This window comes from Salinibacterium sp. PAMC 21357, assembly GCF_000247645.1.
In the GTDB taxonomy this organism is placed as follows: domain Bacteria; phylum Actinomycetota; class Actinomycetes; order Actinomycetales; family Microbacteriaceae; genus Rhodoglobus.
On sequence record NZ_AHWA01000004.1, the window covers coordinates 748997 to 774028 of the forward strand.

General features: G+C 61.7%; 26 protein-coding genes. 8 read left to right on the top strand and 18 right to left on the bottom strand.

Annotation, left to right across the window (positions count from 1 at the left end; genetic code table 11):
• Window positions 1–5 precede the first annotated feature (5 nt).
• The 4 genes from ON14_RS06885 to ON14_RS06900 form a co-directional block, all read right to left on the bottom strand.
• The gene (locus ON14_RS06885) at window positions 6–1223 is read right to left on the bottom strand and encodes a kynureninase (RefSeq protein ID WP_010204074.1); all 1218 of its coding nucleotides are present in this window, start codon (window positions 1221–1223) and stop codon (window positions 6–8) included.
• Window positions 1220–2389: an amidohydrolase family protein gene (locus ON14_RS06890; RefSeq protein WP_010204076.1), complete on the bottom strand. Its 1170-nt coding sequence runs from the start codon at window positions 2387–2389 to the stop codon at window positions 1220–1222. Before ON14_RS06890 ends, ON14_RS06885 begins: the two co-directional genes overlap by 4 nt.
• Window positions 2386–3243, bottom strand: coding sequence for a tryptophan 2,3-dioxygenase (gene kynA, locus ON14_RS06895; protein WP_010204077.1), 858 nt, complete (start codon window positions 3241–3243; stop codon window positions 2386–2388). The genes ON14_RS06890 and kynA overlap by 4 nt, the downstream gene beginning before the upstream one ends.
• Window positions 3244–3379: 136 nt before the next feature.
• Window positions 3380–3604 (bottom strand): hypothetical protein, encoded by a 225-nt coding sequence (locus ON14_RS06900; protein WP_010204078.1) that lies wholly within the window; start codon window positions 3602–3604, stop codon window positions 3380–3382.
• Window positions 3605–3725: 121 nt separating this feature from the next.
• On the opposite strand from ON14_RS06900, the gene ON14_RS06905 reads away from it, so the two are divergent.
• Together ON14_RS06905 and ON14_RS15440 are read left to right on the top strand one after the other, a co-directional pair.
• A complete protein-coding gene (locus ON14_RS06905) occupies window positions 3726–4319 on the top strand; it encodes an NUDIX hydrolase (protein ID WP_010204079.1) in 594 nt (197 codons plus the stop codon).
• Window positions 4312–5004, top strand: coding sequence for a M24 family metallopeptidase (locus tag ON14_RS15440; protein ID WP_010204081.1), 693 nt, complete (start codon window positions 4312–4314; stop codon window positions 5002–5004). The genes ON14_RS06905 and ON14_RS15440 overlap by 8 nt, the downstream gene beginning before the upstream one ends.
• On the opposite strand, the gene ON14_RS06920 is transcribed toward ON14_RS15440, so the two are convergent.
• The 5 genes from ON14_RS06920 to ON14_RS06940 all read right to left on the bottom strand — a co-directional run bounded on the left by ON14_RS06920 (window position 4976) and on the right by ON14_RS06940 (window position 9964).
• The gene (locus ON14_RS06920) at window positions 4976–5371 is read right to left on the bottom strand and encodes a PGPGW domain-containing protein (RefSeq protein ID WP_010204082.1); all 396 of its coding nucleotides are present in this window, start codon (window positions 5369–5371) and stop codon (window positions 4976–4978) included. The genes ON14_RS15440 and ON14_RS06920 overlap by 29 nt on opposite strands.
• 27 nt (window positions 5372–5398) lie before the next feature.
• Window positions 5399–5731 carry a type II toxin-antitoxin system HicB family antitoxin gene (locus ON14_RS06925; RefSeq protein WP_010204084.1) on the bottom strand — a complete coding sequence of 111 codons (333 nt, stop codon included), beginning with the start codon at window positions 5729–5731 and terminating at the stop codon, window positions 5399–5401.
• 166 nt (window positions 5732–5897) lie between these two features.
• Complete coding sequence (locus tag ON14_RS06930) at window positions 5898–8249, bottom strand: DEAD/DEAH box helicase (protein WP_010204086.1); 2352 nt, start codon at window positions 8247–8249, stop codon at window positions 5898–5900.
• A gap of 343 nt (window positions 8250–8592) precedes the next feature.
• Complete coding sequence (locus ON14_RS06935) at window positions 8593–8802, bottom strand: hypothetical protein (protein WP_010204087.1); 210 nt, start codon at window positions 8800–8802, stop codon at window positions 8593–8595.
• Window positions 8803–8815: 13 nt separating this feature from the next.
• On the bottom strand, window positions 8816–9964 hold the full coding sequence (locus tag ON14_RS06940; protein WP_010204088.1) for a hypothetical protein: 1149 nt from the start codon (window positions 9962–9964) through the stop codon (window positions 8816–8818).
• 84 nt (window positions 9965–10048) lie between these two features.
• Between ON14_RS06940 and ON14_RS06945 the strand changes: the two genes are divergently transcribed.
• Window positions 10049–10522 (top strand): ASCH domain-containing protein, encoded by a 474-nt coding sequence (locus ON14_RS06945; protein ID WP_010204089.1) that lies wholly within the window; start codon window positions 10049–10051, stop codon window positions 10520–10522.
• Window positions 10523–10564: 42 nt separating this feature from the next.
• Here the strand turns inward: ON14_RS06945 and ON14_RS06950 are convergent, their stop codons facing one another.
• Together ON14_RS06950 and yczR are read right to left on the bottom strand one after the other, a co-directional pair.
• A complete protein-coding gene (locus ON14_RS06950) occupies window positions 10565–13720 on the bottom strand; it encodes an efflux RND transporter permease subunit (RefSeq protein WP_010204090.1) in 3156 nt (1051 codons plus the stop codon).
• Between the two features lie 114 nt (window positions 13721–13834).
• Window positions 13835–15256 carry a MocR-like transcription factor YczR gene (yczR, locus tag ON14_RS06955; RefSeq protein ID WP_010204091.1) on the bottom strand — a complete coding sequence of 474 codons (1422 nt, stop codon included), beginning with the start codon at window positions 15254–15256 and terminating at the stop codon, window positions 13835–13837.
• Window positions 15257–15317: 61 nt separating this feature from the next.
• On the opposite strand from yczR, the gene yczE reads away from it, so the two are divergent.
• Window positions 15318–15953: a membrane protein YczE gene (yczE, locus tag ON14_RS06960; RefSeq protein ID WP_010204092.1), complete on the top strand. Its 636-nt coding sequence runs from the start codon at window positions 15318–15320 to the stop codon at window positions 15951–15953.
• Window positions 15954–15955: 2 nt separating this feature from the next.
• Here the strand turns inward: yczE and ON14_RS06965 are convergent, their stop codons facing one another.
• Window positions 15956–16597 carry a hypothetical protein gene (locus ON14_RS06965; protein WP_010204094.1) on the bottom strand — a complete coding sequence of 214 codons (642 nt, stop codon included), beginning with the start codon at window positions 16595–16597 and terminating at the stop codon, window positions 15956–15958.
• Window positions 16598–16707: 110 nt separating this feature from the next.
• Between ON14_RS06965 and ON14_RS06970 the strand changes: the two genes are divergently transcribed.
• On the top strand, window positions 16708–17103 hold the full coding sequence (locus ON14_RS06970; protein ID WP_010204095.1) for a fluoride efflux transporter FluC: 396 nt from the start codon (window positions 16708–16710) through the stop codon (window positions 17101–17103).
• The gene (locus ON14_RS06975; RefSeq protein ID WP_010204097.1) at window positions 17100–17477 is read left to right on the top strand and encodes a fluoride efflux transporter FluC; all 378 of its coding nucleotides are present in this window, start codon (window positions 17100–17102) and stop codon (window positions 17475–17477) included. The genes ON14_RS06970 and ON14_RS06975 overlap by 4 nt, the downstream gene beginning before the upstream one ends.
• A 71-nt stretch (window positions 17478–17548) precedes the next feature.
• Here ON14_RS06975 and ON14_RS06980 read toward each other — a convergent pair whose 3' ends face one another.
• Window positions 17549–18166: a phosphoribosylanthranilate isomerase gene (locus ON14_RS06980; RefSeq protein WP_010204099.1), complete on the bottom strand. Its 618-nt coding sequence runs from the start codon at window positions 18164–18166 to the stop codon at window positions 17549–17551.
• A 37-nt stretch (window positions 18167–18203) separates the two neighbouring features.
• Window positions 18204–19325, bottom strand: a complete 1122-nt coding sequence (locus ON14_RS06985) for an NAD(P)-binding domain-containing protein (protein WP_010204100.1) — start codon at window positions 19323–19325, stop codon at window positions 18204–18206.
• A 155-nt stretch (window positions 19326–19480) separates the two neighbouring features.
• Between ON14_RS06985 and ON14_RS06990 the strand changes: the two genes are divergently transcribed.
• Complete coding sequence (locus ON14_RS06990; protein WP_010204101.1) at window positions 19481–19714, top strand: DUF3073 domain-containing protein; 234 nt, start codon at window positions 19481–19483, stop codon at window positions 19712–19714.
• A gap of 146 nt (window positions 19715–19860) precedes the next feature.
• Here ON14_RS06990 and ON14_RS15155 read toward each other — a convergent pair whose 3' ends face one another.
• The 4 genes from ON14_RS15155 to purM all read right to left on the bottom strand — a co-directional run bounded on the left by ON14_RS15155 (window position 19861) and on the right by purM (window position 23446).
• Window positions 19861–20244 (bottom strand): hypothetical protein, encoded by a 384-nt coding sequence (locus tag ON14_RS15155; RefSeq protein ID WP_050993008.1) that lies wholly within the window; start codon window positions 20242–20244, stop codon window positions 19861–19863.
• Entirely contained in the window at window positions 20232–21251 is a 1020-nt protein-coding gene (locus ON14_RS06995) for an aminotransferase class V-fold PLP-dependent enzyme (protein ID WP_050993009.1), read from the bottom strand. Before ON14_RS06995 ends, ON14_RS15155 begins: the two co-directional genes overlap by 13 nt.
• A 70-nt stretch (window positions 21252–21321) precedes the next feature.
• Window positions 21322–22269: an EamA family transporter gene (locus ON14_RS07000; protein ID WP_010204102.1), complete on the bottom strand. Its 948-nt coding sequence runs from the start codon at window positions 22267–22269 to the stop codon at window positions 21322–21324.
• Window positions 22270–22339: 70 nt separating this feature from the next.
• A complete protein-coding gene (gene purM, locus ON14_RS07005) occupies window positions 22340–23446 on the bottom strand; it encodes a phosphoribosylformylglycinamidine cyclo-ligase (protein WP_010204103.1) in 1107 nt (368 codons plus the stop codon).
• A gap of 119 nt (window positions 23447–23565) precedes the next feature.
• Here purM and purF point away from each other — a divergent pair, with 119 nt between their 5' ends.
• Window positions 23566–25023 (top strand): amidophosphoribosyltransferase, encoded by a 1458-nt coding sequence (purF, locus tag ON14_RS07010; protein ID WP_010204105.1) that lies wholly within the window; start codon window positions 23566–23568, stop codon window positions 25021–25023.
• The last annotated feature ends 9 nt before the right edge of the window (window positions 25024–25032 follow it).

Sequence of the window (25032 nt, forward strand, 5' to 3'; positions counted from 1 at the left end):
GTCGGCTACTTCACAAGTTGAGCGTGAATGGCCTCAATGCCCAGCTGGACTTCAGCGTACGTGGTGCTGAGCGGCGACAGCCCGAGACGGATGCCGTTGGGCCTCCGAAAATCAGGAATGATCCCCTGCTTCCATAGCGCCGCATTCACTTCTGCGAAGCTTTCGTGGTCGATCGTGACGTGGCTGCCCCGTTCGTCAGCATTGCGCGGCGAGCTCACCGTGACACCAAGCGGAGTCAGCAGTTCGTCGACAAGCTCGAGCGCATATTCGGTCATCGCGACAGACTTGGCCCGAATTGCTGGAATGCCCGCCTGCTCAATGAGGCCGAGCATGTCTTGCATCGCGAGCGATCCCACGATCGACGGCGTGCCACTGATGAAGCGCCGGATGCCGTGATGCGGCGCGTACCCTGGCCCCATTTCAAAGGGACTGCTGCTGCCCATCCACCCCTGTATTGGTTGGGTCATGCTCTCGATGTGTTCTGAGCGCACATACCCGAAGGCTGGAGAGCCGGGCCCGCCGTTGAGGTATTTGTAGGTGCAGCCAGCGGCGAGGTCAACGCCCCACTCGTCGAGTTGGGTGTCGACGACTCCGGCGGAGTGGCACAGGTCCCACAGCACGAGGGCCCCGGCGTCGTGGGCGATGGCCGTGATACCGGGCATATCGGCGAGGTAGCCGGAACGGTAGGCGACGTGGCTGATCACGACGAGGGCGGTGTTTTCGGTAAGGGCGGCTTGTACTGCGTTGGCGGTGACTCCCCCCTCGATGGGTGGGTCGATCCAGCGCAGGGTCTTGCCTAGTTCGGCGGCGATGCCTTCAACGATGTAGCGATCGGTAGGAAAGTTGCCGGTGTCGATGACGATTTCGCTGCGGTCGGGGCGGGCGGTGAGTGCGGCCCGAATGAGTTTGTAAAGGACCACCGTGGTGGAATCTCCGATAAAGGTTTGGCCGGGCGCAGCACCGAGAGTGGCGGCACCGAGACGGTCACCGAGAGTGAGAGGCAGGTCGTACCAGGACTCATCCCAACCACGGATGAGGCGCCCGCCCCACTGTTCGTCGACGAATTCGGCGAGGCGAGCCGCACTCGCGATGGTCGGACGACCGAGCGAGTTGCCATCGAGATACGCCCGCACTTCTGGCGAACGCACAAACTTGGCAGGGAAGGCAGCGAGCGAGTCGGCGCCATCGAGGGACTCTGCGGCATTAACGCTGGTATCGGTCATGAGATATCTCTCCACTGAATCGGGATCGGGGTGGTTTCAAGCGAAACGCCGACATCAGTCACCTCAGTGTTCTGGGTTACCGAGTCAGCAAATTGGGGATTCAACAGTTCGCGCGCGGTCACGACTGTTGCGCTCATCAGCCACGTGGCGAGGTCGGTATCGACTCGCGGAACTGTCGGCAGATAACTCACGGTGCTACCAAAGCTAGGCAGGCAGAGCGCCCTCAATAGCGAATCGTTTCGCACTCCCGCATCCTGAAGGGCTGACAGCTCGCGCCCATTTAGCCCGAGAGGCAGATCGCCATTACCCATATCGGTGCCGTAACGCACAGTTCCCCCGGCGCAGTGAAAGCGGCGCAGGTTATCACTGGCGATCTCAAAGTCGTGGCCGCGCTGACCATAACCATGGATGTCGAGGGTACTGATCCACGAGTGGCGTCCCGCCAAAAAACGAGAGTTTGGCTGCGCCATCTTCTCGATCAGGGAATCATCGAGCCGCTCAGTCCACGGCGTGTGCGCCAAACGATCGACGCCAGCGGCGAAGGCGCGCTGCGTTTGCCCAGCCCCCTGCACGTGGGCAACAACTTCGCGCCCCCGACTGTGCGCGTATTCCACCAGTGCACTCAATGTTTCGTCATCAATCACTGGGCCATCATCAGCGTTCAGCGCAACTTTGATCATGCTGGCGCCGGCCTGAATTTGCTCAGCGACCGCCGCCATCGCCTGCTCGTCCGTCGACACCTCGCACACCGCAAGATTCACGGCCCACGCACGGTTCACCGGATAGCCACCGGGAGCCGCAATAAATGCTCCCGCGAAATTTAGGGCAGCAACAGCGTCATCGGCGCCCCACTCCGCCAAACGCCCCGGGTCACCGCCCAAATCGTCAACCGCAGCAAGACCACCAGCGACAAGAGCGCGCGGCTCGATCAGCCCGAGATGCACGTGCGAGTCGCGAAAGCCCGGAAGTAGCACTCCCGGAAGACGGCGGGCGGTCAGCGCAGCGTCATCCGCAATCGCTCGAATGCCGTGGATGCTGACGCGCACGGTTGCCGGACCGTGCCATTCGCGCATCCAATAGGCATCGACCCGGTAGTCGTGAGTGGGGGCGGCCTCAGGGTTTGACGCGGCGGCGCTAGCGGCTGCTGGGGTCTCGGGTTCGCTCACGAGCGGCCGATCTCGGTGCGCACGGCGAAGAGTTCAGGAAAGAAAGTGAGGTCGAGGGCTTTCTGGAGAAAGCCGACACCGCTGGATCCGCCGGTGCCGCGCTTCATGCCGATGATGCGCATGACTGTTTTCATGTGCCGGAAGCGCCACAGTTGAAAGTTGTCTTCGAGATCAACGAACTCTTCGCAGGCTTCGTAGGCGAGCCAGTGTTCGCTCTCGTTGTCGTAAATGTGGCGGAAAGTCTCGATGAGCTCGTCATTTTGCTCGTAGCCGCGTGTGACATCACGGTTGAGTACCGCATCCGGAATCTTGTAACCGTGGCGGCTGAGGTAGCGCAAGAACTCGTCATAGACGCTCGGCTCGGCCAGCAACTTACTGAGCAGGGCGTGAGCTTCGGGGTGCGATTCGAAGACTTTGAGCATGCCCGCGTTCTTGTTGCCGAGCAGAAACTCGACCGCTCGGTATTGATATGACTGGAACCCGGATGAGCTACCCAGATAGTCGCGGAACTGCGAGTACTCACTCGGGGTCAGCGTCGCGAGCACCGACCACTGTTCGGTGAGGGTGCGCTGGATGTGCTTGACGCGGGCAATGCGCTTGAGCGCAATAGAGAGGTTGTCGCTCGCCATCAAATCGCGGGCCGAGGTCAGTTCGTGAATCACGAGTTTGAGCCACAGCTCGGTGGTCTGATGCTGGATAATGAACAGCATCTCGTCGTGATGCTCAGGTGTGCTTTGCGGAGTCTGGGCGCTCAACAGGGTGTCGAGTTCTAGGTACGCGCCGTACGACATCCGCTTACTGAAGTCGGTGACGATCTCATCTTCAATGGCACGTTCGTTGTGAGTATCCGACATGCCGATACCCTATTGCACTATTGCGACGACCGCCACACTTCTGTTCGATTCGGGACGCACTGGCGTGGCTCTCGCGCACACGAGCATGCGCGAACGGCCACTTGAGCAACGCGCACCCGACCTCTATACGCGGGCTCTACTCAGCATCTGCGCTTTCTGCAGTCCGATCTTCGCCGACCGCACGAACACTGCGAACGCTGTCTTCAAGCGCGGCGTCTTCGAGAGCGCCGCCTTCGACTGCACTGTCGCGCGCGGCGTCAGCCTCCACCTGGTCTCTCTTACCCTGCTGCTTTTCGCTCGCGGAAGCTTCGGTAGCACCATCCATCATCGGCTGGTCTTGAGTTTCATCATGAGAAGTCATGATCGAACATTACGACCGGTCCCTGACAAAGCTCCGCGACAGAATCCCCAAAAAAGTGACGTCGACAGCACTTGCGCCCGGTTGTTGCAGACCGAGCGCGGCAACCACGGATAATGGCTGAGTGATCGCCGATGACTTTCTGACCGACTTGGCCGCCCTTCCTGCGACTCCCGCCCGCGAGCGCTACCTCGCTTTCGTCGCTGCCGGAGGAGCGGATGCCCTCAAGCGAGACGGCGGTCCCGAACACGTCACCGCCTCCTGCTTCGTGTTCTCCCCCGACTATGAGAACGTGCTGTTGTGCTTTCACCGCAAGGGGCAGTTCTGGGTGCAGTTCGGTGGCCACCTCGAACCCCAGGATGCGTCAGTCGCGGATGCCGCCCTGCGCGAAGCACGCGAGGAGTCCGGCATCACCGACCTCACCCTGCGCTCGGACGCCATCGTCGATCTCGACCGCCACGAGTTGCACGGCGGCTTCGCGTGCGCCGCCCACTGGGATGTCGGTTTCCTCGCTTTCGCCGCCCCGGATGTCGAGGTTGCGGTCAGCGACGAAAGCGAAGCCGTCCGCTGGTTTCCCACCAATGCGCTGCCTGCCGAGGTGCCCGACGGCTTCGCGGAGCGCCTTGCCGCTACCCTGACGACGTTGCGTGCCACGCAACAAGCTGAGACGGAAAACATGTGGCCTCGGCATCAGAAAGCGAAATCAACCGATGATTAACAACCGAGCCATGCAGTCGATCGCGCGACAGACCATGGACATCGCGCGCCAGAATATCCGCGCCGGCCACACCCTCGCATCAGTGCGACAACTCTGCGAAGACACCCTGCGGGAGTTAGGCGCCGACTCCTTTTGGTACTGGGGAATCGGAGCCCTTGTGTTGTGCGGGGAAGACACCATCAGCTCGGTGTCCGGGCGCGAATACACCACAGCCGACCGTGTCATCCGAGACGAAGAGATCATCACGATCGACCTGAGTCCACAGCGCGGTGGTTTCTGGGGCGACTTCGCACGCACGATCATCGTGGAGAACGGTTCGGCTATCGAGGATGCGCGGCTTGCGACTCGCGAGGAATGGCGCGAAGGAGTGCTCGCCGAAGCCCAGCTGCATAGCGACCTGATCGAAGTCGCAAGACCTTCCATGACTTTCGAAGAACTTCACGGCGAGATGAACTCGCGCATTCGCGAGTTGGGATTCGAGAATCTCGACTTTCTCGGCAACGTCGGCCACTCCATCCAACGCCGGAGCGCCGATCGCATCTACCTAGAGAAGGGCAACGCCGCACGGATTGGTGACACAGCTCTCTTCACGTTCGAGCCTCACATCCGTCGCCCCGGAGGTCTCGACGGTTTCAAGCACGAAAATATTTACTACTTCACGAACGACCGGCTAGTGGAGCTGTAGCGTCGCTGTCGGCTTCGGCATCGGCATCGGCTCGCCGAGTCGCTCGTCGCTTGCGCTTCTCATTTGCAGCCGCAAGAGCCTTGCGGGCGAGGGCATTCGCTTTGGCGCTAGCTTTCGTCGCTGGTTCAAATTCGGTACCGAGAAGGGCCAACCCACCAATAGCGACGAGAGAGCCGGGCCCAGGCAGCGGGATCAGCACCACACCGAGTGCAACGGTCGTTCCGCCCACGACACCAACGGTGGTGCGATAAACACGGTTCGCCGTGGGGTTCTTGCGGATCGCGTCACGCGTTCCGTGCGCTGCGGAGCTAGTGGCGTGCCCCAGCGCTGAACCCGCGCGTGCGGCGAGTGATGGTTTCTCGTTCATGCTGCGATTCTACGAGAGAGCGGTCGCTCACGAAACGAGGCGGCTCGCGGCGAGGCGATTGAGTGAGACGTTCTGTTCGGCGGCCTCGATCACGAGCCGACGGTGCGATTCAGGAGTCACGCGCACCATGAATTTTCCCGAGTAGGTTCGGTCCGCGATTGCTCGTGGTGGGGTCTCACCCGTTTCGAGCATGTCCTCGAGTACGCTTTTCGCCAAGTTTCTAATGCCGGCAAAGGCGCCATCTGAAAGGTGATCGAGCCAGGATAGAGATGGCATTTCTGCCACCGTTCCCACGAATGCTTCATCTTCTGGAGACCATCGCACGCGGTAGGTGTAGTGCTCCGCACTCGAAGTATTCACAGCTCTTCTCCCTCCAATTTCGCAATCGCCGCCAATTTTTAGTATCACTATTGATACTACACACGCCGAAACTTTTCCACACCCAATGAACGCAGAAAGCCCCAGCTGCCGACCACGTGAGTGGGGCGACCGAGGCTTTCTTATGCTCGAGTGAGCTGCGCGCTAGTTACAGCGCAGCCAGCTTGTCGATGAACGTGTCACCAGGCGCTACGTCGACCGACTCTGCGTCGATCTCGGCGCGACCAAGCAGTTCGTCCATCTTGCGACGACGGTTGCGCGGGATGAGCGTGACAACGGTTCCCGCCTTGCCGGCGCGACCGGTGCGGCCAGAACGGTGCAGGTACGTCTTGTATTCCTCGGGAGCGTCAGCCTGAATAACGAGACTGATGTCATCCACGTGGATGCCGCGGGCTGCAACGTCGGTCGCGACGAGCACGTTGACCTTGCCGCTCGTGAGCATCTGCAGATTGCGGGTACGACGTGACTGGTTGAGGTCACCGTGAAGGCTCGTGGCCGGAGTGCCGCCCATGCTCAAGAATTCAGCCATCTCTTCAGCGAATGCACGCGTGCGGGTGAAGACGAGAGTCTTGCCCGTGCCTGCAGAGAGCTGCTTGATGATGGCGCGCTTGTCGCGCTGTTCGATGAGGAGAACCTTGTGGTCGATCGTCGAAGAAGCCTGGTCTTCACCAGCAACCTCGTGTACGGCCGGGTCAACCAGGAACTCCTTGACGAGAGTGGCAACACCCTTGTCGAGGGTTGCCGAGAACAGCAACTTCTGGCCGCCTTCGCTGGTTTCACGCAGGATGCGTTGAACGGGCTCAAGGAACCCGAGGTCGCACATGTGGTCTGCTTCGTCGAGAACAGTAACCTTCACCTGGCTGAGGTCGAGGCGACCCTGCTCGATGAGGTCTTCAATGCGACCCGGGGTGGCGATGATGACATCGACGCCACGGGTGAGGGCTGCAACCTGCTTGTACTGAGGAACGCCACCCACGATGGTCGTGGTGAACAGACCAACGCTGCGAGCGATGGGCTGAATGGTGCGATCGATCTGCTGAGCAAGCTCGCGGGTCGGAGCCAGGATGAGGGCGCGCGGCTTGCGGCCCATCTGACGGTCCTTGCCACCATTGTTTTCCATGAGGCGCTCAACGAGGGGCGCACCGAAAGCAATGGTCTTGCCCGATCCGGTCTTTCCGCGGCCAAGAACATCCTTGCCGGCGAGAACGTCGGGGATGGTTGCTGCCTGGATGGGGAACGGCGACTCTGCACCCATGGATGCGAGCTGACGCGAAATGTTTGAACCGATGCCGAGGTCGATGAAGGACTTGCCTTCAACGTCGCTGGCGGTAACGGCCTTCGCTACGAGACGCTCAAGAACAACGTCTTCCTGTTGCGAGTGCGACGACTTACCGTCACGGGCCGGGTAGTACGCGCTCTCGCGCGGCTCGGAACGCTGCGCGCGGTCGTTGTACGACGGGCGCTCTGAACGGCCACCGGCATTGCGGTCGCTGTACGAGGGACGCTCGGTTCGCTCGGTGCGCTGAGCGCGATCGTTGTAGGCGGGACGCTCGGTGCGCTGCGGGCGGTCGTTGTAGGCCGGACGCTCAGTGCGCTGGGCACGGTCGTTGTAGGCCGGACGCTCCGTTCGACCAGCGGATGCACCACGGTCGTTGTACGAGGGACGCTCTGAACGGCCACCGGAGTTGCGGTCGCTGTACGAGGGGCGTTCGCTGCGGCCAGCGTTGCCGCCACGGTCGGGACGGTCACCATACGAAGGACGCTCTGAACGGCCACCGGCATTGCGGTCATTGTACGAAGGGCGCTCGGTGCGACCGCTCGAATTGTGATCGTTGTAGGAGGGACGCTCGGTACGGCCGCCTGCGTTGCGATCGTTGTACGAGGGACGCTCTGAACGGCCACCGGAGTTACGGTCGCTGTACGAAGGGCGTTCGCTGCGACCAGCGTTACCCCCACGGTCAGGACGGTCACCATACGAAGGACGCTCTGAACGGCCGGCGTAACCGCCGCGCTCGGGACGTGAATCGCGCTGGGGACGATCGCCGTAGCCACCGCGCTCGGGGCGCGAGTCGCGCTGCGGGCGGTCGTTGCGGTCGTTGCTCGACGGACGGCCTCCACGCTCAGGGCGGTCACCGTAGGAGGGACGCTCGCTGCTGCGCTGGGGGCGGTCGCCATAAGCACCGCGTTCGTTGCGCTGCGGGCGGTCGCCGTAGGCGGGACGATCGTTGCGGTCGCCGTTTTCGGGGCGTCCGCCACGGGCAGGCTTTTCGCGAGGAGTCCAGTCGGGGCGACGCTCGTCGCGTCCGCCACGAGCTCCACCAGTGTTGCGGTCGCCGGTGCGTGCGGCACGGTCATCGGCACTCCAGCGACGCTTGGGCGCTTCGCCCTGGTCGGGGCGGAATCCGCGGTGACCTTCGCTGCGTGCTCCGCTGCCACCTTTAGGGGCAGACTTGAAGTTTTTTCCGCCACGGCCCGTGGCAGGTTTATTGAAATTAGGCATTGTACTTTCCGGGTTATTCGTAGATGGAACACATCTAGTGCGTGGAGCACGCGCGCACGCCAACGCTCACCATTTAATTAGCGAGAAACCGATTAGCTAGATACCTACTAGGTGTCTTCTAATTAGCTTGAGCGTTCGTGCGCTGCACTTCTGAACCCGGGCAGTCTTTGACCGAGGCCGTCACATACATTCGTGTGATTGTCACCAGCTGGATTGGCTGGCAAACCGGCCCGCAAGACTTACAAACCCATACGCGAGATTTCGCGCTGTCTTGAGCCGACCTATCTACGATACCCGATCGAGGCTGCAATAGCGAGGATCGACGGATGCCGCAGCCCTGTCTCTAGACGTTGTGGTCGTAGGGAAGGTTGCGATCCGGCCCCGGCTCGGGAGGAAGCGTCTTTTCATCACGACGCCCCAACCACTTGTGGTGGTCGCGTAATCCAGCGGCGACAGCAGCCCGAATGAGCCAGTAAGCGAGGTACGCACCGACCAGGATCGCCACCAAGAGCATTGCGATCGAGAGGAAAAAGTACGGGGAATTGCCGAGCATAAGCTCTCCGTTTCTATTTGAGGCGTGAATTCACTGCGAACTGCAGCGCAAACGTATCGATCTGATCTCCGACTGGGGCAAGCCACTCGCCCACTTCGCGGAGCATCTCTTCTGGTGTCACCAACCGCACCGCGTTCTGGGGATCGGTCGTGATCGTGAGCGGAGCATCCGCAAGTCGGTGCACAACAGCCCACGAACGAATCGCCAACTGGGGACGATCGGCTGCGTGACGCTGCGCGGCAATCGCAGTGGTCACATTGATGAGTTCATCAATCTTGCCGTCGCGCACAACCCGGCCCCACGCATCCAACACATACTGGCCTGGTGCCCACAGCAGGGAGTCAATGAGCGCGACATGATTGCCGGCGACAACCGCGTGACCGATGTGCGCAGTGCGCGAACCCGGGATCGAGATGCCGTGAACGATCGTGACGCCCGGCATAAGAAGAAGCTGTTCCAGCAGGGGTGCACTGAGGCGTTCGGCAACGGCGAGGCGACGCTCGAGCTCACCCGAATTCTCGTTAAGCACAACGGGTTCGCCCGCAAAATAGCGCTCGCGCTGCCCGTTGGGGAATACCGTCTGGCTCGCGGTCACAACATTTGCGCGCCAGTGCGCAAAACTGCTGACCTGCGTGTTCACTTTCGTCCACACCACAATCGCGAGGACCACAAACACCACTCCAGCAATGAGCAGGTTCAGGTTGCCCCACTGCGGAATGGTCGTGAATTCGGATGCCAGATCCGGATTCAGGAAGACAACTACACCTCCGGCAGCCAGCCCAAGAATCGCGCTAACGGCAAAGAAAAGGAACACGAACCCCGCAACGGAGACTGCAGTATTCAGCCGAGCCAAAGTGACGGCGATCAGCACAATGACGAGGTCGGCGGTGATGACACCGAGAATCAGTTGTTTACCCAATTGGGTTGCGGGAGCAGCGAGGTACTCGCCAAGGTAGAGCGCGATGCCGCCGACGGCAACAACGAGAAACAGCGCAAACAGCACGTGAGTTATGACCGTAAGGGGTGCGAGTGTGGGCGGCATTTTCGGCCAGACCGTCGCGTGGTCAGCCCACCGCTTCTGCGCCCACGCGAACTGTTCGGCGCGAACACTCGGCAGTGGAATCGACCGCCCGATTGTGTCGTTTTCCCCAGCAGTATTCATGACAGAAGCTCCATTTCCCCCGGGCCAGCCTAGGGCATCCGAGGGACCGGGCGGTCAAAATTGGAGTCGACTTAGGATGAGTAAATGAGCGCACCCCTGACGATCGAAGAATTCTGGCACGAATGCCGTTCCACAATCCAGGGATTGCCCGAGGCGATCCCTGAAGCGTGGGCGTTCGGCGCAACACCCGCTCACGCAGATGGCCTTCTCGATCTGGTACTTGCTGGCACGAAGACCGCAACCGCTTCATCTCTCTGGGATTATGAGCACGCAGGCGACCCCGTCCCCGAGGTCGGTTGGCTGAACATCATCCTCGACGGGAGCGGAGTTCCCCGTGCGCTGTTGGAGACGACCGCGATCGACCTCGTCCCGTTCGATGAGGTTACCGAGTCCCACGCGTTCGCCGAGGGCGAAGGCGATCGAAGCCTTTCGCATTGGCGTGAAGTTCACGAGCGATACTGGCGTGAGCACTCCGAGGGCCCAAAGGGTTTTGAGCCTGACATGCCCGTCGTCTGTGAACGGCTGCGCCTCTTGCACAGTGGATCGCGCTCAGAGTAGAGAGGATGCTCGGAGCGCTCGAACCGAGCCAATCAGAAATCGCTACTCCGCGGTTGCTACCGGCCGCACCTCGCGGCCAGCTTCTTTCGCTGCGCGACGACTCTTGCGGTCGGTGCCCGCTGCTTTGCGATCTTCGCGACGTTCCTTGGCACCCTCTACGAGGTAGTAGAGAACGGGGAGCACCACAAGGGTCAGCAGGGTCGATGAAACAAGGCCACCAATCACGATGATTGCGAGGGGCTGCGAAATGAAACCACCCTCGCCCGTGAGGCCAATGCCGAGCGGAAGCAGCGCGAAGATTGTCGCCGCCGCCGTCATCAGGATCGGGCGAAGTCGACGCGACGAGCCCTCAATGATGGCTTCGCGAGCACGCATGCCTTTCACCCGGTACTGGTTGATGAGGTCGACAAGCACGATCGCGTTCGTCACGACGATACCGATCAGCATGAGCACACCAATCAACGAAGCGACGCCGAGGGGGATGCCCGAAATGACCTGGAGCGCGATCGCACCGGTTGCCGCAAACGGCACCGAAACGAGCAAGAGCAGCGGTTGGCGCAGGCTCTTGAAGGTCGCAACCATCACAACGTAAACGATCAGAATCGCGATCAGTAGGGCAAGTCCGAGTTGCTGGAACGCATCCGACTGCTCTGTTGCCACGCCACCCAACGATGCTGATGCACCAGCCGGCAGATCAGCTTCATCAACAGCGGCAGCAACCAGAGCGGATGCCGTACCCACGTCGTCGCTGCTCGGCGTCACGCTGAGAGTCGCACTGCGCACTCCCTTCACCGAGGTGATGCTCGCTGGTCCATCTTCGACGTCGACGGTGGCAACATCCGTGAGAGGAACAAGACCGGCGGCGCTCGGAATTTGGAAGTCGCGCAACTCTTGAATCGTGACCGGCGCGATCTCGTTCAGGATGTAGATCGACAGAGTCGCTTCATCAATGACTGCGCTGCCAACAGCGCTGGGGTTCATCGCCCCGGCCACAATTCCTCCGACAGCGATTTCACTGAGACCGAGGGCGGCGGCTTTGTCTCGATCAACCGTGATCGAGATGAACGGCTGCTGCTCCGAGAGGTTGCTTGTGGCTTCGGCAACCACATCGAGGTCGCGCACCTGCTCGAGCAGGGCATCCGATGCTTCGCGCAGTTCGGAATCGCTTGTTGCGGTGATGTTGATCTCGATGTCACTCGATGCAAAACCACTGGATGCCGAAGCGAGAGTGACTTCGCCAGCATCGTCAATAGTGGCGACAGCGTCACGCACGGCCTCTTGCAGCTTGACCTGGTCGACCTCGGGGTCGGTGGTGAGCGAGAAGGTGCTAGCTCCTCCGCCCGAGAATGCGGCGCGCAATGAACCGCCACTGGAACCGATAGACAGCTGCACCGTGTCGACACCGTCGAGGTCTATGAGCACTTCTTCGACCTTCTTGGCCGCTTCATCGCGAGCTTCGAGGCTTGCGCCGAGGGGCAACGTTTGGCTAACGGTAAGGGTATTTTGGCCGCTGTCACCAATGAAGTTGGTCTTCATGAAAGGAACGAGCGCAACAGTTCCGCCGAGCAGAAGTACCGCGGTGAGAAGGGTGGCTACGGGGCGCTTGAGCGTCCATTTGATTACCGGCAGGTAGCCGCGTTGCAGCGCAGTGATTTTCTCTTCTTGAGGAAGGCCAACAGCGTGAGCGTGCTCGACGGCGTCTTCGGTGTGACGCGGCACCGCCTTGTTGCCCAAAAACCAGTACGCCAGCACCGGCACGATTGTCAGCGAAACGAACAGCGAGGCGGCGAGGGCAATCGCGGTCGTGAGCGCGAACGGCCGGAACAGTTCACCGGTGACATCGCCAACCAGCGCGAGCGGCAAGAACACCGCAATCGTCGTGACCGTGGATGCCGTAATTGCGCCGGCGACCTCTTTAACCGCGGTCTGGATGGCCTGCAGCTTCGGCTCACCCATCGTCACGTGTCTCTTGATGTTCTCAATGACGACGATGGAGTCATCCACCACTCGACCAATAGAAATCGTGAGCGCGCCGAGGGTGATGATGTTGAGCGTGTAGCCCGAAACCTGCATCCCGATGAAAGTGATGAGCACGGAGGCGGGGATTGAGATCGCGGTAACCAGCGTCGAGCGAATCGACAGCAGGAACACCAGGATCACGATGACGGCAAAGACGAGTCCAAGCAGGCCCTCGGTCGTGAGGCTGTTGATCGATTCCTGAATGAAGGGCGCCTGATCGAAGACGACGGTGAACTTCGTGTTGCTACCGAGCGCACTCTCGAGCTCGGGAATCAGATCATTGACGGCCTGTGACACCGAAACCGTGTTGCCGGCAGGACTCTTGGTGATTGCGATCGTGAGAGCATTTTGGCCATCAACGCGCGATATGCCTGTCTCCGGATCAGAAATCACTTCAACGGTAGCGACATCGCTGAGGGTGACGACTTCAGTGTTCGTTCCCCCGATCAGCGGCAAGGCGTTAATCGCGTCGACAGACGTGATGCGGTTGCCCGCCTGCACCGTGAGAGTTTGGCCGTCTTCGGTGATTTCACCGGCGGGCAGCAGCACACCGTTGTCATCGAGCGCCGCGCGGATTTCTTGGTTGCTCAGCCCGTTGGCAAAGAGTTTCTCAGGATCAGGAGTGATGACCACACGCTGAGTTGACGTGCCCAGCAGGCTGGCGTCACTAACGCCATCCACCTTCTTGAGGTCAACGAGAGTGGATGCTTCGAGCTTGCGCGACAGTTCGAGAGCGTCGAGATCACTCGAGACCGCAATCTGCACGACGGGCAGATCGGTGAAGTTGAAAGTGAAAACTTGAGTGTCAGCGGATTCGGGCAGCTGACCCGAGATGCGGTTGATGGCGAGCTGAATCTTCTGCTCAGCAGTCGCAATGTTGGTGCCGTAGTCGAATGACGCCGAGATGTTGGAGAAGTTCGAGTTGGAGGTTGCCGTTGTTGACTCGAGACCGGGTACACCCTGGATGGCCGCTTCGATCGGCGCAGAAACATCCTTATCAACAACCGCCGGCGATGCCCCCGGGTAGGTCGAGACAATGAAAATTTGTGGCAGCGAGAGCGAAGGGATGAGCTCTTGCTTGAGCGACGTCAGCGCCACTCCACCAAAAATTCCGATGACGATCGTGACGAGCGCAATGAGGGCTCGGTTGCGCAGAGAGAAGACGGAGAGCAGGTGCACGAGGTAACTTTCGTTGCTGTGAAAAGTGGGTGCAGTGAAAAATCCACATACTGGTTGAGCTAATTCTCGCAGGATGCACCAAGGTGTGCGTACTCTCGCGAGATTATTTGTGCGCTAAACGACGTTGGCGAGTTCACTGCTTGCTGGCGAGAACGGATGCCGCATCACGGTCGACCAGGCGGCGGCGAGCGCCGAGACCCCCTGTTCCAATTCGGCAGCATTTCCGCTGAAGGGAATGCGCAGGAATCGCTCAAACGCCCCGTCCATGCCGAAGCGCGGACCGGCCGCAATGACGACCCCTTCGTTACGGGCGGCCAAAACGAGTTGCGAGCTGACGGGTTGACCGAGGCCAACCCACGCGGTCATTCCGCCGGGAGTGTGCGGCATGTGCCAACTGGGCAGTTTCTCAGCGAGCAGAGAGGAGAGGTGCTCGCGGCCGGCGCGCAGTGACGTGCGCCGGTCCTCCAGAATCGACGGGAAGTCTTTGAGCACGTTGGTGACGACGAGCTGTTCGAGCAGCGGGGTGCCGAGGTCGCCAGCCGAGCGGGCACGAACCAGTTGACGGATGGTGGCGTGGTCGGCGCGGATCCAACCGGTGCGCAGCCCGCCCCACACTGTTTTTCCCACCGACCCCACCGAGATGGCATTGCCATGAGCGGCGAAGGGAAGGCGGTTGCCGGTGCCATCGAGATTAAGTTCGGCCATGGTTTCGTCGGCGATCACTGCCGTGCCGTGGCTGGCAGCAAGTTCGAGCAACTTTCCGCGCAGTTCATCGGGCATCGACTGGCCAGTGGGGTTGTGAAAGTCGGGCATAAGGTACGCCAGCGACGGGCTCGTGCGTTGGATGGCCTGCTCGACGGCGAGCGCATCCCAGCCCGTTTCGGTCGAAACACCGACCGGCACGAGTCGAGCCCCGGCAGCCCGCAGAGCATCGAGGGCGTGCGGGTAGCTCGGGTTCTCCATGAGCGCACGGTCACCGCGAGACATGAGGGTGCGGGAGATAAGAGCGATTGCGTGCTGGGCACCAAGCGTGACCATGATCTGGTCAGGACTCGTCGGCAAGCCCCGATCGGCATAACGCTGGGCGATAGCTTCACGCAGCACCGGGATTCCGACCGGGTCGAAGCCTGACTCCCCCAGATAAGCCGGAAGCTGCTCGGCCGCGAGGCGAGACGCTGCGATCACTTCGGGTGCTGCCGACATTGTTGACTTGCTGAAGTCGAGCATCTGCGGCGCCGCAGAGTCCGGGATCAGGGTGGAGCGGTGCGGCAACTGCGCCACACTGCCCGACCCGCGCGTGCTCTCAACGTAGCCACCATCGCGCAGCGACGAGTATGCCGCCGTCACGGTGGTGCGGCTCACCCCCAGAGCAAGAGCCAATTCGCGCTCGGCCGGCAAGCGCGTTGAGGTCAGGATGCGGCCATCCATAATAAGGAGCCGGATGCGCTCGGCCACAGCAACATAGGCCGACGATGCCGCAGCGGGCCGCCATTCCCCCATCATGACAACCAGTGCGCGTGCAGAAAGGCTATTCATGAGGCCAGAATACCCGGATTGGCCTCTTGTTCAGAGTCCAATTACGTAATTGGATATCTTTATGACTCCCCGCATCATCATGGCTCGCCGTGTAGCCCAGCTCGCTGCTGGCCTTCTTCTTTACGGCTTCGCCATAGCGCTCATGATTCGCGCCGAAATCGGAGTCGCCCCCTGGGATGTGCTCGGTCAGGGCGTCTCCCTGACGACTGGCCTCCCCTTTGGCCTCGTCACCAACATTGTTGGACTGGTTGTTCTGCTCTTGTGGATCCCGATCCGCCAGAAACCGGGAATTGGCACCGTCTTCAACGTCGCTGTCGTCGGCCCGAGCGCGCAGCTCGGGCTCTGGCTGCTGCCGGAAATCGAAGGCCTGCTGCCCCGCATCCTGCTCTTCGTCGCGGGTCTACTCCTGCTCGGCGTGGCCACCGGCCTCTACCTCGGTGCCCGCTTCGGCCCGGGACCACGCGATGGCCTGATGACCGGCATCCACCGCAAATATGGCGGCAAGATCTGGGTCGTTCGCAGCACCATTGAACTTGTGGTGCTGACTATCGGCGCAGTTCTCGGCGGAAACTTGGGCTGGGGCACGCTGGCGTTCGCGCTACTGATCGGCCCGATTGTGCACTTCACGATTCCGCGGCTGATGGTTCCGGCAGCGCTCACCCCCACCGCCGAAAGCGCGACCGTAGCGGCGGGCTAAAACTATTCGGCGAACTGCACCGGAACGTAGACATCCTGTACTCGGTCGTTGAGCGCAGTGTGGTCGTTGCGGGTGAAGATGCCGCACTTGTTATTGATACAGTCAGCGTCTTCGCCGAGCGGGTCACCCAACTCGAGATAGGCGGTGAAGGTGCCGGTGGCGGTGTCGTCATAACTGCGAGCGCCAAAAAGCCGCCACGCCCAGTCGGCATTGACCCAGTTACTCGGGGCCCACTGCACGGTGCCCTCGGCAACATTTTCTTGCTGCTGGCTGGGCACGCCACCGACGCACGGCCCCGGCTTGTCGGCGGGGGACTGCGGGATGACGCACACGGCAACGTAAACACCTTGCGTTCCGTCATAGCCGGTTCCCGTCACGACTACTCGCTCATCGCGAACGAGCGCCTCGGTGTCGATGGGTTCGCCGTTTTCGCCAGAGACACTGAGGGTGCGGGTTCGGCCGTCATCCCCCTCAGCGGTGACGGACTGCGGCCATTCTCCGTCGACAAGTTGCTGGCTCGACTGCCCGGCGCTCTCGTGACTGAGGATCGGCACGATAATGATGGCGATCGGCACGAGCAGAACCACCACAACGATGAGCACAATCCACGGCCAACGACGGCGGCGCGCAGCAGTTCGGGTCATGGCTTCAGTCTAGGACTGCGCGGGTCGGATGACGCGGAGCATCCACCCATTGCCCTAGGGTGATCGTGTACGCAGCACCCGCTTGAGCATTGGCACACGAAAGGCAGCAGATGATTCGTGAACTCGCTGCCGTAGCGGTCGGGGGCGCCGTCGGCACCGGACTACGTTTCTCGCTCGACCTTGCGTTCGCCACGGCTGATGGACTCTTTCCGGTCTCCACCCTGATCGCCAACATTCTGGGCAGCTTCGTTCTCGCGCTTGTGGTCGCCGAGCTATGGGCACCATCGCCCACGTGGGCTCGCGCGGGACTGGGCGCCGGACTGCTCGGCTCGTTCACGACGTTCTCCGCCCTCGCGGTCGCCGCTGTTCATCTCATCGGGGCAGACCAGTGGGTCCCCGCGCTCATCTATGTCACCGCGACTCTGGTGCTCGGTCTTGCGGCTGCCGCCTTCGGGCTCTATCTAGGGCGCGCTCGGCAGAGCCGTCCTGACCTGGTGAACGAATGACGGCCGGCGTCGTTTTCGCGATCCTCGGTGCCGGTGCCGCGGGAGCAGTGCTGCGGTATTTGACTTCGCGGGCGTTTGCGTCGCGTCCGGGTTTTCCGTGGGCTGTGCTCGTCGTCAACGCCATCGGCTCCGCGCTCGGCGGAACCCTTGCCGGACTCGCTCACCTCGGCACGATCGATGCGAATCTTGAGATCATCCTGTTGACCGGGCTGTGCGGCGGCCTCACCACCTTCAGCACCCTGAGCGTCGAGACAATGCAGAACGTCACCGTGAAGCGGATGCGCGTTGCTGTCCTTAGCGTGCTCGCCAACCTCGCGATCGGCATCGGCATCGCAGCCGCAACGTATTTCGGGCTGATCGAGCTCGCGTCCTAAAGGGCGCTGCGTGCGCGCTGATTCGCTGAAGCGGCGCGGCCCGAGCGTTGAGGCACCATGGCCTTGAGCTCTTAGACCGAGCGGGCGGCAGCAATAAACTCGCGGATGCGCGCCACATCTTTCACGCCGCGACTCGCTTCAACGCCGCTCGACACATCCACCCCGCCAGGCTGAAGCTCGCGCACGAGCTCGGCAACGTTGACCGGGGTGAGCCCGCCGGCGAGGATCCAGGACTCGGGCAGAGCTGTGCCCTCGAGGAGTGCGGGATCGAACGTTGCCCCCGCACCGGGCTCGACGGCGTCGATGAGAAGCCGATCATCCGCTCGCAGTTTTCCGGCACGACTGCGGCGGCGATAGTCCTCGACAGAGATCGCCCGAATCGTGCCGAAGCCCTCGGCGCGAAGCCGATCGAAATCCGCATCACCTTCGTCCCCGTGAAGTTGCACGGTGGCGACGCCGGCCCGGCGAGCAGTGTCGAGCACCTCGTCGAGGGGCTGGTTGCGAAAGACTCCCACGGTCTCAATCTGCGGCGGCAGCGCCTGCGCGAGCGCACGCGCTCGGTCGGGAGTGACGAATCGCGGGCTGCAGGGAGCGAAAACGAACCCGACCGCGTCAGCACCTGCATCGGCTACCGCCGCAGCGGCATCCGGCGTACTGATGCCGCAGATCTTTACGAAAAGTCGATTCACTGTGTCTCACTAACGAACGGGACCACGGCCACGATCACTATCGCCCGTTTTTCATCGCCTGAATCTTGCTCAGGGTGGCGATGACCTGGCGGGCGATCATCCGCCCCGCTCGATTTGCACCGATGGTGGATGCTTGAGGGCCATAGCCCGCGAAGAAGACGCGGGGATCCTTCCAGGCGATGCCCTGCCCAACCGAAATCCCGCCCTCTTTTTCGCGCAGCTTGAGGGGAGCAAGGTGGCGAAGTTCTGGGCGGAACCCGGTCGACCAAATGATGGAATCCGCGGGCTGGAAGGCGCCGTCTTTCCAGCGCACGCCGTCTGGCTCGATGCTGGAGAACATGGGCCGCGGCGTCAGCACACCACGTTCGATACCGGCCTGGATGCGGCGGGTGCGAGGAACGCCGGTGCCGCTGACAATGCTGGGAAGCGCTCGCCCCGCCCGCGCGGCCTCATCCTGCATCTGCACCGCTTCTTTGCGCGCTTCGAGGTTGAGCCCGCCGTCTTCGAGAAAATCGATGGGGCGTCGGCTAACCCAGGTGAGGTTGCTGGCAAGATTTTCGAGTTCAAGCAAGAACCCGATTGCCGAGGTTCCGCCGCCGACCACGACAACGCTCTGGTCGATGAATTCGCGAGCGCTCTTATATTCGCTCGTGTGAAGGTGTCGACCCTCGAACGATTTGAGGCCCGGGTACCAAGGAATAAAGGGTGCACCCCACGTGCCTGTCGCGTTGACGACCGTGGTGGTGGTGACCGATTTCGTTTCTTCGCCATCGAGAGTGAACGTCACCCTGAGGTGTTCGCCCTCGTTTTCGACCGCAATGACGTCAGCGTTGCGCACCACTTGAAAACCGTAATGGTTTTCGTATTCGCGGTAATAGTCGGCGACAACTTTTTTGGCGGGCATGTGCTTGTCAGCGGTTTCAAAACTCAAGCCCAGCTCATCGAGGCCCGGAAGATCGTTGATGCGATGGGCCGAACCGATGCGCAGCGCCTCCCACCGAAATTGCCACGCACCACCCGTGTTGGGGCCCCGATCAAGCAAAACGAAGTCGTTGCCCGGATCGAGCCCGAGGCGCCGCAAATAGAAGGCAACAGAGAGGCCCGCTTGGCCAGCGCCAATAACGACAACAGAGGTGTCGGTGTCGGTGGTGGATGTCACGGGCTAACGTTACCCGTGAACAGCCAACCTGTGCATGCCCCAAGAAAACATAAGTAACCGTCGTGCTAAACTGTGGGTTAGTTTTCATCCATCCCTGTTCGCTCGTTCGCTGGCCACCGTCAGTGCACCGGGACAGAAGTATGAGGGGGTCTCGCATGGGACGCGGCCGTCAGAAGGCAAAGCACACCAAGGTTGCTCGGGATTTGAAGTACTTCAGCCCAGACACCAATTACGGTGCGCTTGCTCGAGAATTGAGTGGGTCAGAGAGCGCAGCTCCTGTCTCCGAAGATAGTGAGAAGTGGCCTGAGTACTCCGCTGAGAGTACCGCTAGCCACCAGTACGATGTCGACGATGACGAAGAAGACGACGAGGAAACTCGCAGCGCTTAACAGCCGCCTTCACCGCCCACGTTGCTTCGCAGCAATACAGTTTCTGCACCACAGTCGAACGCCCAGCCCTCTTCGGGGCCGGGCGTTCGGCTTTTTTGCGTTGCGCTTCGTCGCGTTGCGTAGCGCTGCAGCGCACATTGTTGGTATTAGCTTTCGCGACTCCACTGGATGAGCGATGGCACAGCGTCTTCAGCGAATCGTTCGTAGTCGTCTGCCGTGTTGTAGGCGTGAGCGGCAAGGCGCACGTAGCCGGTGTTGCGCCAGCTAGTGATCTGCGTTACAAAGCCGAGCTCATCGCCGATTCTGTCGCGAAGCTCGCCGGCCGCCGTCGCCGTGGCGCCGAGCGTGCCGGGGAGGCGCAACAGACGCATTCCCGGAGCAGTCATTCCAACATCGACCCGTGATTCTTCGCCAGAGGCAGCATCGAGGGCATCCGCAACGATCTCGGTGGAGTAGTCGAGAAGTGACGAGATGTAGGCGCGGATCGCGTGCCAGCCGATGCGCTCCTCGAGCCCTGTTACGGCATCCACAGTGGCAAATAGGGCGTGTAATCCATCGTGCCTTGGTCATCGAAGCGGCCAGGAAATGGCTCATCCATTCCCCAGGAGTCGATCAGCGGATAGAGGTTCTTGGCGAACTTCTTCTCGGCGACCAGCACGGCCGTGCCGCGAAATCCGCACGCCCACTTATGCAAGTTTCCGACCCAGGCGGACGCCGCACCCCCTTCTGCCGGGCGAGCCTGCACTCCGGGAGCGTGGGCTGCATCCACCAGCAACGGCACCCCGTGCTTCTGGGCGAGTTCGGCGAGCGCCGCGACCGGAAAGTTCCGGGCGGTGACAGAACTTGTGGAGTCAATCACTAGCCCCGCCGGTTTCTTTGCGAGCGCTTTGCCCAGAACGGCCAGCACCTCGTCTGAGGTGGCATCGAGTTCCACGGGCACAGTGCGCACTTTGGCGCCGTGCTGGCGGGCTTCGCGCTTGGCAGAGAATGACACCGCACCGTAGGCATGGTCGGTGACGATAATTTCATCTCCGGCGCCGAGACCGAGTGCACGGATGGAGGCGGTCATTCCGGCGCTGGCGTTGGGAACGAAACCGAAACTGTCGGCATCTACCCCGATGAATTCGGCAAGCTCGGTGCGAGCTTGTGCGACACGCGCTGGGGCAGCCATGAACCAGCGTTGCGGGGCACCTTCGGCTTCTTGCAGGTAGGCCATGCGACGAAGTTGGGCGAAAACGGGAACCGCACCGTAGGAGCCGTGGTTGATGTGGCGCCAGCGAGAGTTGAGACTCCAGAGTGCCGCCGCGGGCGAGCCGTCGCGCGCTTCCAGCGGCTCCGGGCGGGCCGGCTGCTCGGAGTCCGGGTGTTCGAGGTCCGGCTGCTCGGAGTCCTCGCGATCACCGTGTTGTTCGGCTGCCTCCCTCTGCTCAGCCCCGGCATTGCTGGCGTCTGTGTCTGAATCGTTGTGCTCATCAGGTTGTGGGGACTGCTCGTCGTGGTTGACGTCTACCGAAAGATCGGGCTTCTTAGTTGCCATAGCGCCCATTCAAGCGCACGCCACCACCATTAAGCCGTTTGGCGCCCTGTCGCGAGGAAATCTGCTCGCTCTAGAGGGGATTCTCAACAGGGTCCGCAGAGGCGGCGACCTCACCAGACGGGGTGTGGCGCTGGCGCCGCCTGCGACCAAGAACACCGGTCGTGATCGCGACACCGAGGAGCAGCATCACACCCCCAACGATTTCGATGGTCGTCGGCACCTCGCCGAGTGCCAACCAGGCGGTCGTCATGCCGACCGGGGGAACGAGCATCGTGAAGGGAACGACGGCGGAGGCTGCGTGCCGGGCGAGCAACGTGTTCCAGATGCCGTACCCGACCAGGCTGGCGAGCCACGCGGTGTAGAGAGTTGAGAGGAGCTGCGGCACGGTGAGGTGCGTGAGGGCGAAGCCGACAGCATCCGCCCCATTGATCACGAAGGCGAGGCCCAACATCGGGATGGGCACGACCAGAGCCGACCAGACCGTGAGCGACAGCCCGGCCAAAGGTGAGAACGTGGAGCCGATGCGCCCGACGCGGCGTGCGATCACGTTGCCGATCGCCCAGGACGCGGCGGCGGCGAGCGTCACGAAGAAAGCGAGAACGGGCGTTTCTACCCCGCGCCCGCTTCCGACGACGACCAGTCCTGCGGCGCCGAGCGCGACTCCGACCAGTTGACTGCGAGTGGGAGTTTCGCGCAGCGCGAGGGCGGCGAATACCACCGTCAGAACCACCTGCGCTTGCAACACGAGCGAGGCAAGGCCGGGCGGCATCCCGATTGCGAGTGCCGTGTACAGCAGGCCGAACTGCCCGAGGCTCATGAATGACCCAATGAGTACTACGTCGCGAAACCGTGACTTGGGCCGCGGTACGAAGAAGATCGCGGGAACGATCACCACCATGAAGCGCAGCGCCAGAAACAGCGTCGGAGGCATGCCTTCGAGGCCAACGTCGATCACGACGAAATTGAGGCCCCAAATGACGGCGACGAGCACTGCGGCGAGGATGGAACGAAGGGGCATAGTGTCAACGCCTCAGAACAACGTCAGGATCATGGGTGGTGGGCACTGCGGGCACCCACCGAGAGCAGCGCTAGTTCGCGTACGAACCGCTCAGACGAACAGCGCCACCGTTGACGCCCTTGGCACCCTGTTCGAAGCCGGTGAAATCGCGAGCGGCCATGGAGACTCGACCGACTTCCCACGAGGGGATGCCGTCGGCGGTGAGGGCGGCGATGGTGGCGTCGGCAGCATCCGCGGCCACGATCGCGATCATGCCGATCCCGAGGTTCCAGGTTCCTTCGGCACTTTCGAGGCTGGAACCAGCCAGGTCAGACAGCACGCGGAACACGGTGGGCGGCGACCAGGTCGAGCGCTCAACTTCAACCCACGAGCCGACAGGCAGCACGCGCGCGAGGTTAGCGGCGATGCCACCACCGGTGACGTGGCTGAGCGAGTGCACAGCACCGGGCTGGGCGTCGAGCAGGTTGAGCAGCGGCATTGTGTAGAGGCGGGTCGGCTCGAGGAGCACTTCGCCGACAACTCCACCGAGTTCGTTGAGGTGGTCGCTGTAGCCGACCTTGTTGTTGGCCAGAATGTGGCGAACAAGCGAGAAACCGTTCGAGTGGATGCCCGAGGACTCCATCGCGATCACCACATCGCCATCGGCCACGAGGTGCGGGCCCAGCTGCGATCCGGCTTCGACCACACCAGTTGCCGCACCGGCTACGTCGTAATCGTCTGGCCCGAGAAGACCGGGGTGTTCTGCCGTTTCGCCGCCGACCAGCGCGGTGCCGGTAGCCGAGCATCCACGAGCAATGCCCGCAACGATGTCAGCGATGCGCGAGGGAACGACCTTGCCGCACGCAATGTAGTCCGTCATGAAGAGGGGCTTGGCGCCGACCACGATGATGTCGTCAACCACCATGCCGACGAGGTCTTGGCCGATCGTGTCGTGCTTGTCGAGAGCCTGAGCGATCGCAACCTTCGTGCCCACGCCATCCGTCGACGTGGCCATCAGCGGGTGCGTGTAGTCCTTGAGGAACGAGGCGTCATAGAGGCCTGCGAAGCCGCCGAACCCTCCCACAACGTTGGGCCCATGAGTGGCACTGACGGCCGCCTTCATGAGTTCGACGGCACGGTCGCCAGCGGCGGTGTCAACACCGGCTGCGGCATAGCTGGAAGAAGAGTTCTCGGTCACGGCTCCAGCGTACCGGTCTGCGGGTTGCCGCACGCAGCAGCAGAACGGCCGGATGTGAGAAGCTAGACCGTACTCACACCGGGTACGCGCTCTACGACCTCAGGGAGCCACGCGAAAGCATGTGCGGCATTGTCGGTATCGTCTCTTCTCAACCCGTCAACCAGCAAGTTTATGACGCTCTGCTGCTTCTGCAGCACCGCGGTCAAGACTCCACGGGTATCGCCACTTCCGACGGCAGCACTCTGCACTTGCAGAAGGCCAATGGCCAAGTTCGTGAGGCGTACCGCACTCGCGATATGCGCAACCTCGTCGGAACCTCGGGCCTCGGCCACGTGCGTTACGCCACCAAGGGCAATGCCTTCAATGAGAATGAAGCGCAGCCGTTCTATGTGAACGCGCCCTACGGCATCATCCTCGTTCACAACGGCAACCTCACGAACACGCAGCAGCTCACCGACGAACTGTTCCGCATCGACCGCCGTCACCTCAACACCACGAGTGACACCGAACTGCTCGTGAATGTTCTCGCCAACGAACTTCAAGAGCAGGTCTCGGGAAACGACCTCGACCCCGAGCAAGTTTTCACCGCCATCTCGCGCGTGCACGACCGCGTCGAGGGCTCCTACGCCGCGATCGCACTGATCGCCGGGCACGGCTTGCTCGCCTTTCGCGACCCCTACGGCATCCGCCCGCTCGTATTGGGCCGCCGCCAGACTGGCTTGGTCGGTAACGAGTGGATCGTGGCATCCGAATCTCTCGTGCTCGAAAGTGCCGGCTACGAACTGGTGCGGGATGTTGAGCCCGGCGAAGCGATCTTCATTACGCCCGATGGCGAAATGTTCTCCAAGCAGTGCGCCAAAGCACCGGTGCTGATTCCGTGCTCGTTCGAATACGTCTACCTGGCTCGCCCCGACTCGATCATGAACGGCATCTCCGTTTACGAAGCTCGTCTGCGTTTGGGCAACAAGCTCGCCGACACGATCGCCAAGTACACCCCCATGGGCGACATCGACGTAGTGATGCCCATCCCGGATTCGTCACGCCCCGCCGCCATGCAGGTTGCGCAGAAGCTCGGCGTTGAATACCGCGAAGGTTTCTACAAGAACCGCTACGTCGGTCGCACCTTCATCATGCCCGGCCAGGCCGAGCGCAAGAAGAGCGTGAAGCAGAAGCTGAACGCGATGGGCACCGAGTTCAAGGGCAAGAACATCCTGATTGTGGATGACTCCATCGTGCGGGGCACCACCTCGAAAGAGATCGTGCAGATGGCGCGCGAAGCCGGTGCCAACAAGGTCACCTTCACGTCGGCCGCCCCACCAGTGCGCTACCCCCACGTGTACGGCATCAACATGCCGAGCCGTGCCGAGCTCGTTGCCCACGGTCGCAAGATTCCCGAGATCGCCATGGAAATGGGTGCTGACGCCCTCATCTACCAAGAGGTCGCCGACATGCAAGCCGCGATCGTCGAGGGATCAAACGTGACAGCGCTCGAAATGAGCTGCTTCACCGGCGAATACATCTCCGGCAACATCACGCCCGAATACCTCGACTGGCTCGAAAAAAGCCAACTGAGCTAGCACCGCTGC

What these genes read in the sequence shown, in the direction of transcription:
- ON14_RS06930 (WP_010204086.1), bottom strand. Translation starts at nt 8,249, where the DNA reads ATGCCTAATTTCAATAAACCTGCCACGGGCCGTGGCGGAAAAAACTTC.
- ON14_RS06990 (WP_010204101.1), top strand. Translation starts at nt 19,481, where the DNA reads ATGGGACGCGGCCGTCAGAAGGCAAAGCACACCAAGGTTGCTCGGGAT.
- ON14_RS06920 (WP_010204082.1), bottom strand. Translation starts at nt 5,371, where the DNA reads ATGAACGAGAAACCATCACTCGCCGCACGCGCGGGTTCAGCGCTGGGG.
- ON14_RS15440 (WP_010204081.1), top strand. Translation starts at nt 4,312, where the DNA reads ATGATTAACAACCGAGCCATGCAGTCGATCGCGCGACAGACCATGGAC.
- ON14_RS06995 (WP_050993009.1), bottom strand. Translation starts at nt 21,251, where the DNA reads ATGGCAACTAAGAAGCCCGATCTTTCGGTAGACGTCAACCACGACGAG.
- ON14_RS06945 (WP_010204089.1), top strand. Translation starts at nt 10,049, where the DNA reads ATGAGCGCACCCCTGACGATCGAAGAATTCTGGCACGAATGCCGTTCC.
- purF (WP_010204105.1), top strand. Translation starts at nt 23,566, where the DNA reads ATGTGCGGCATTGTCGGTATCGTCTCTTCTCAACCCGTCAACCAGCAA.
- ON14_RS06975 (WP_010204097.1), top strand. Translation starts at nt 17,100, where the DNA reads ATGACGGCCGGCGTCGTTTTCGCGATCCTCGGTGCCGGTGCCGCGGGA.
- kynA (WP_010204077.1), bottom strand. Translation starts at nt 3,243, where the DNA reads ATGTCGGATACTCACAACGAACGTGCCATTGAAGATGAGATCGTCACC.
- yczR (WP_010204091.1), bottom strand. Translation starts at nt 15,256, where the DNA reads ATGAATAGCCTTTCTGCACGCGCACTGGTTGTCATGATGGGGGAATGG.
- ON14_RS06900 (WP_010204078.1), bottom strand. Translation starts at nt 3,604, where the DNA reads ATGACTTCTCATGATGAAACTCAAGACCAGCCGATGATGGATGGTGCT.
- ON14_RS06935 (WP_010204087.1), bottom strand. Translation starts at nt 8,802, where the DNA reads ATGCTCGGCAATTCCCCGTACTTTTTCCTCTCGATCGCAATGCTCTTG.
- ON14_RS06940 (WP_010204088.1), bottom strand. Translation starts at nt 9,964, where the DNA reads ATGAATACTGCTGGGGAAAACGACACAATCGGGCGGTCGATTCCACTG.
- ON14_RS06965 (WP_010204094.1), bottom strand. Translation starts at nt 16,597, where the DNA reads ATGACCCGAACTGCTGCGCGCCGCCGTCGTTGGCCGTGGATTGTGCTC.
- ON14_RS06885 (WP_010204074.1), bottom strand. Translation starts at nt 1,223, where the DNA reads ATGACCGATACCAGCGTTAATGCCGCAGAGTCCCTCGATGGCGCCGAC.
- ON14_RS07000 (WP_010204102.1), bottom strand. Translation starts at nt 22,269, where the DNA reads ATGCCCCTTCGTTCCATCCTCGCCGCAGTGCTCGTCGCCGTCATTTGG.
- yczE (WP_010204092.1), top strand. Translation starts at nt 15,318, where the DNA reads ATGACTCCCCGCATCATCATGGCTCGCCGTGTAGCCCAGCTCGCTGCT.
- ON14_RS06970 (WP_010204095.1), top strand. Translation starts at nt 16,708, where the DNA reads ATGATTCGTGAACTCGCTGCCGTAGCGGTCGGGGGCGCCGTCGGCACC.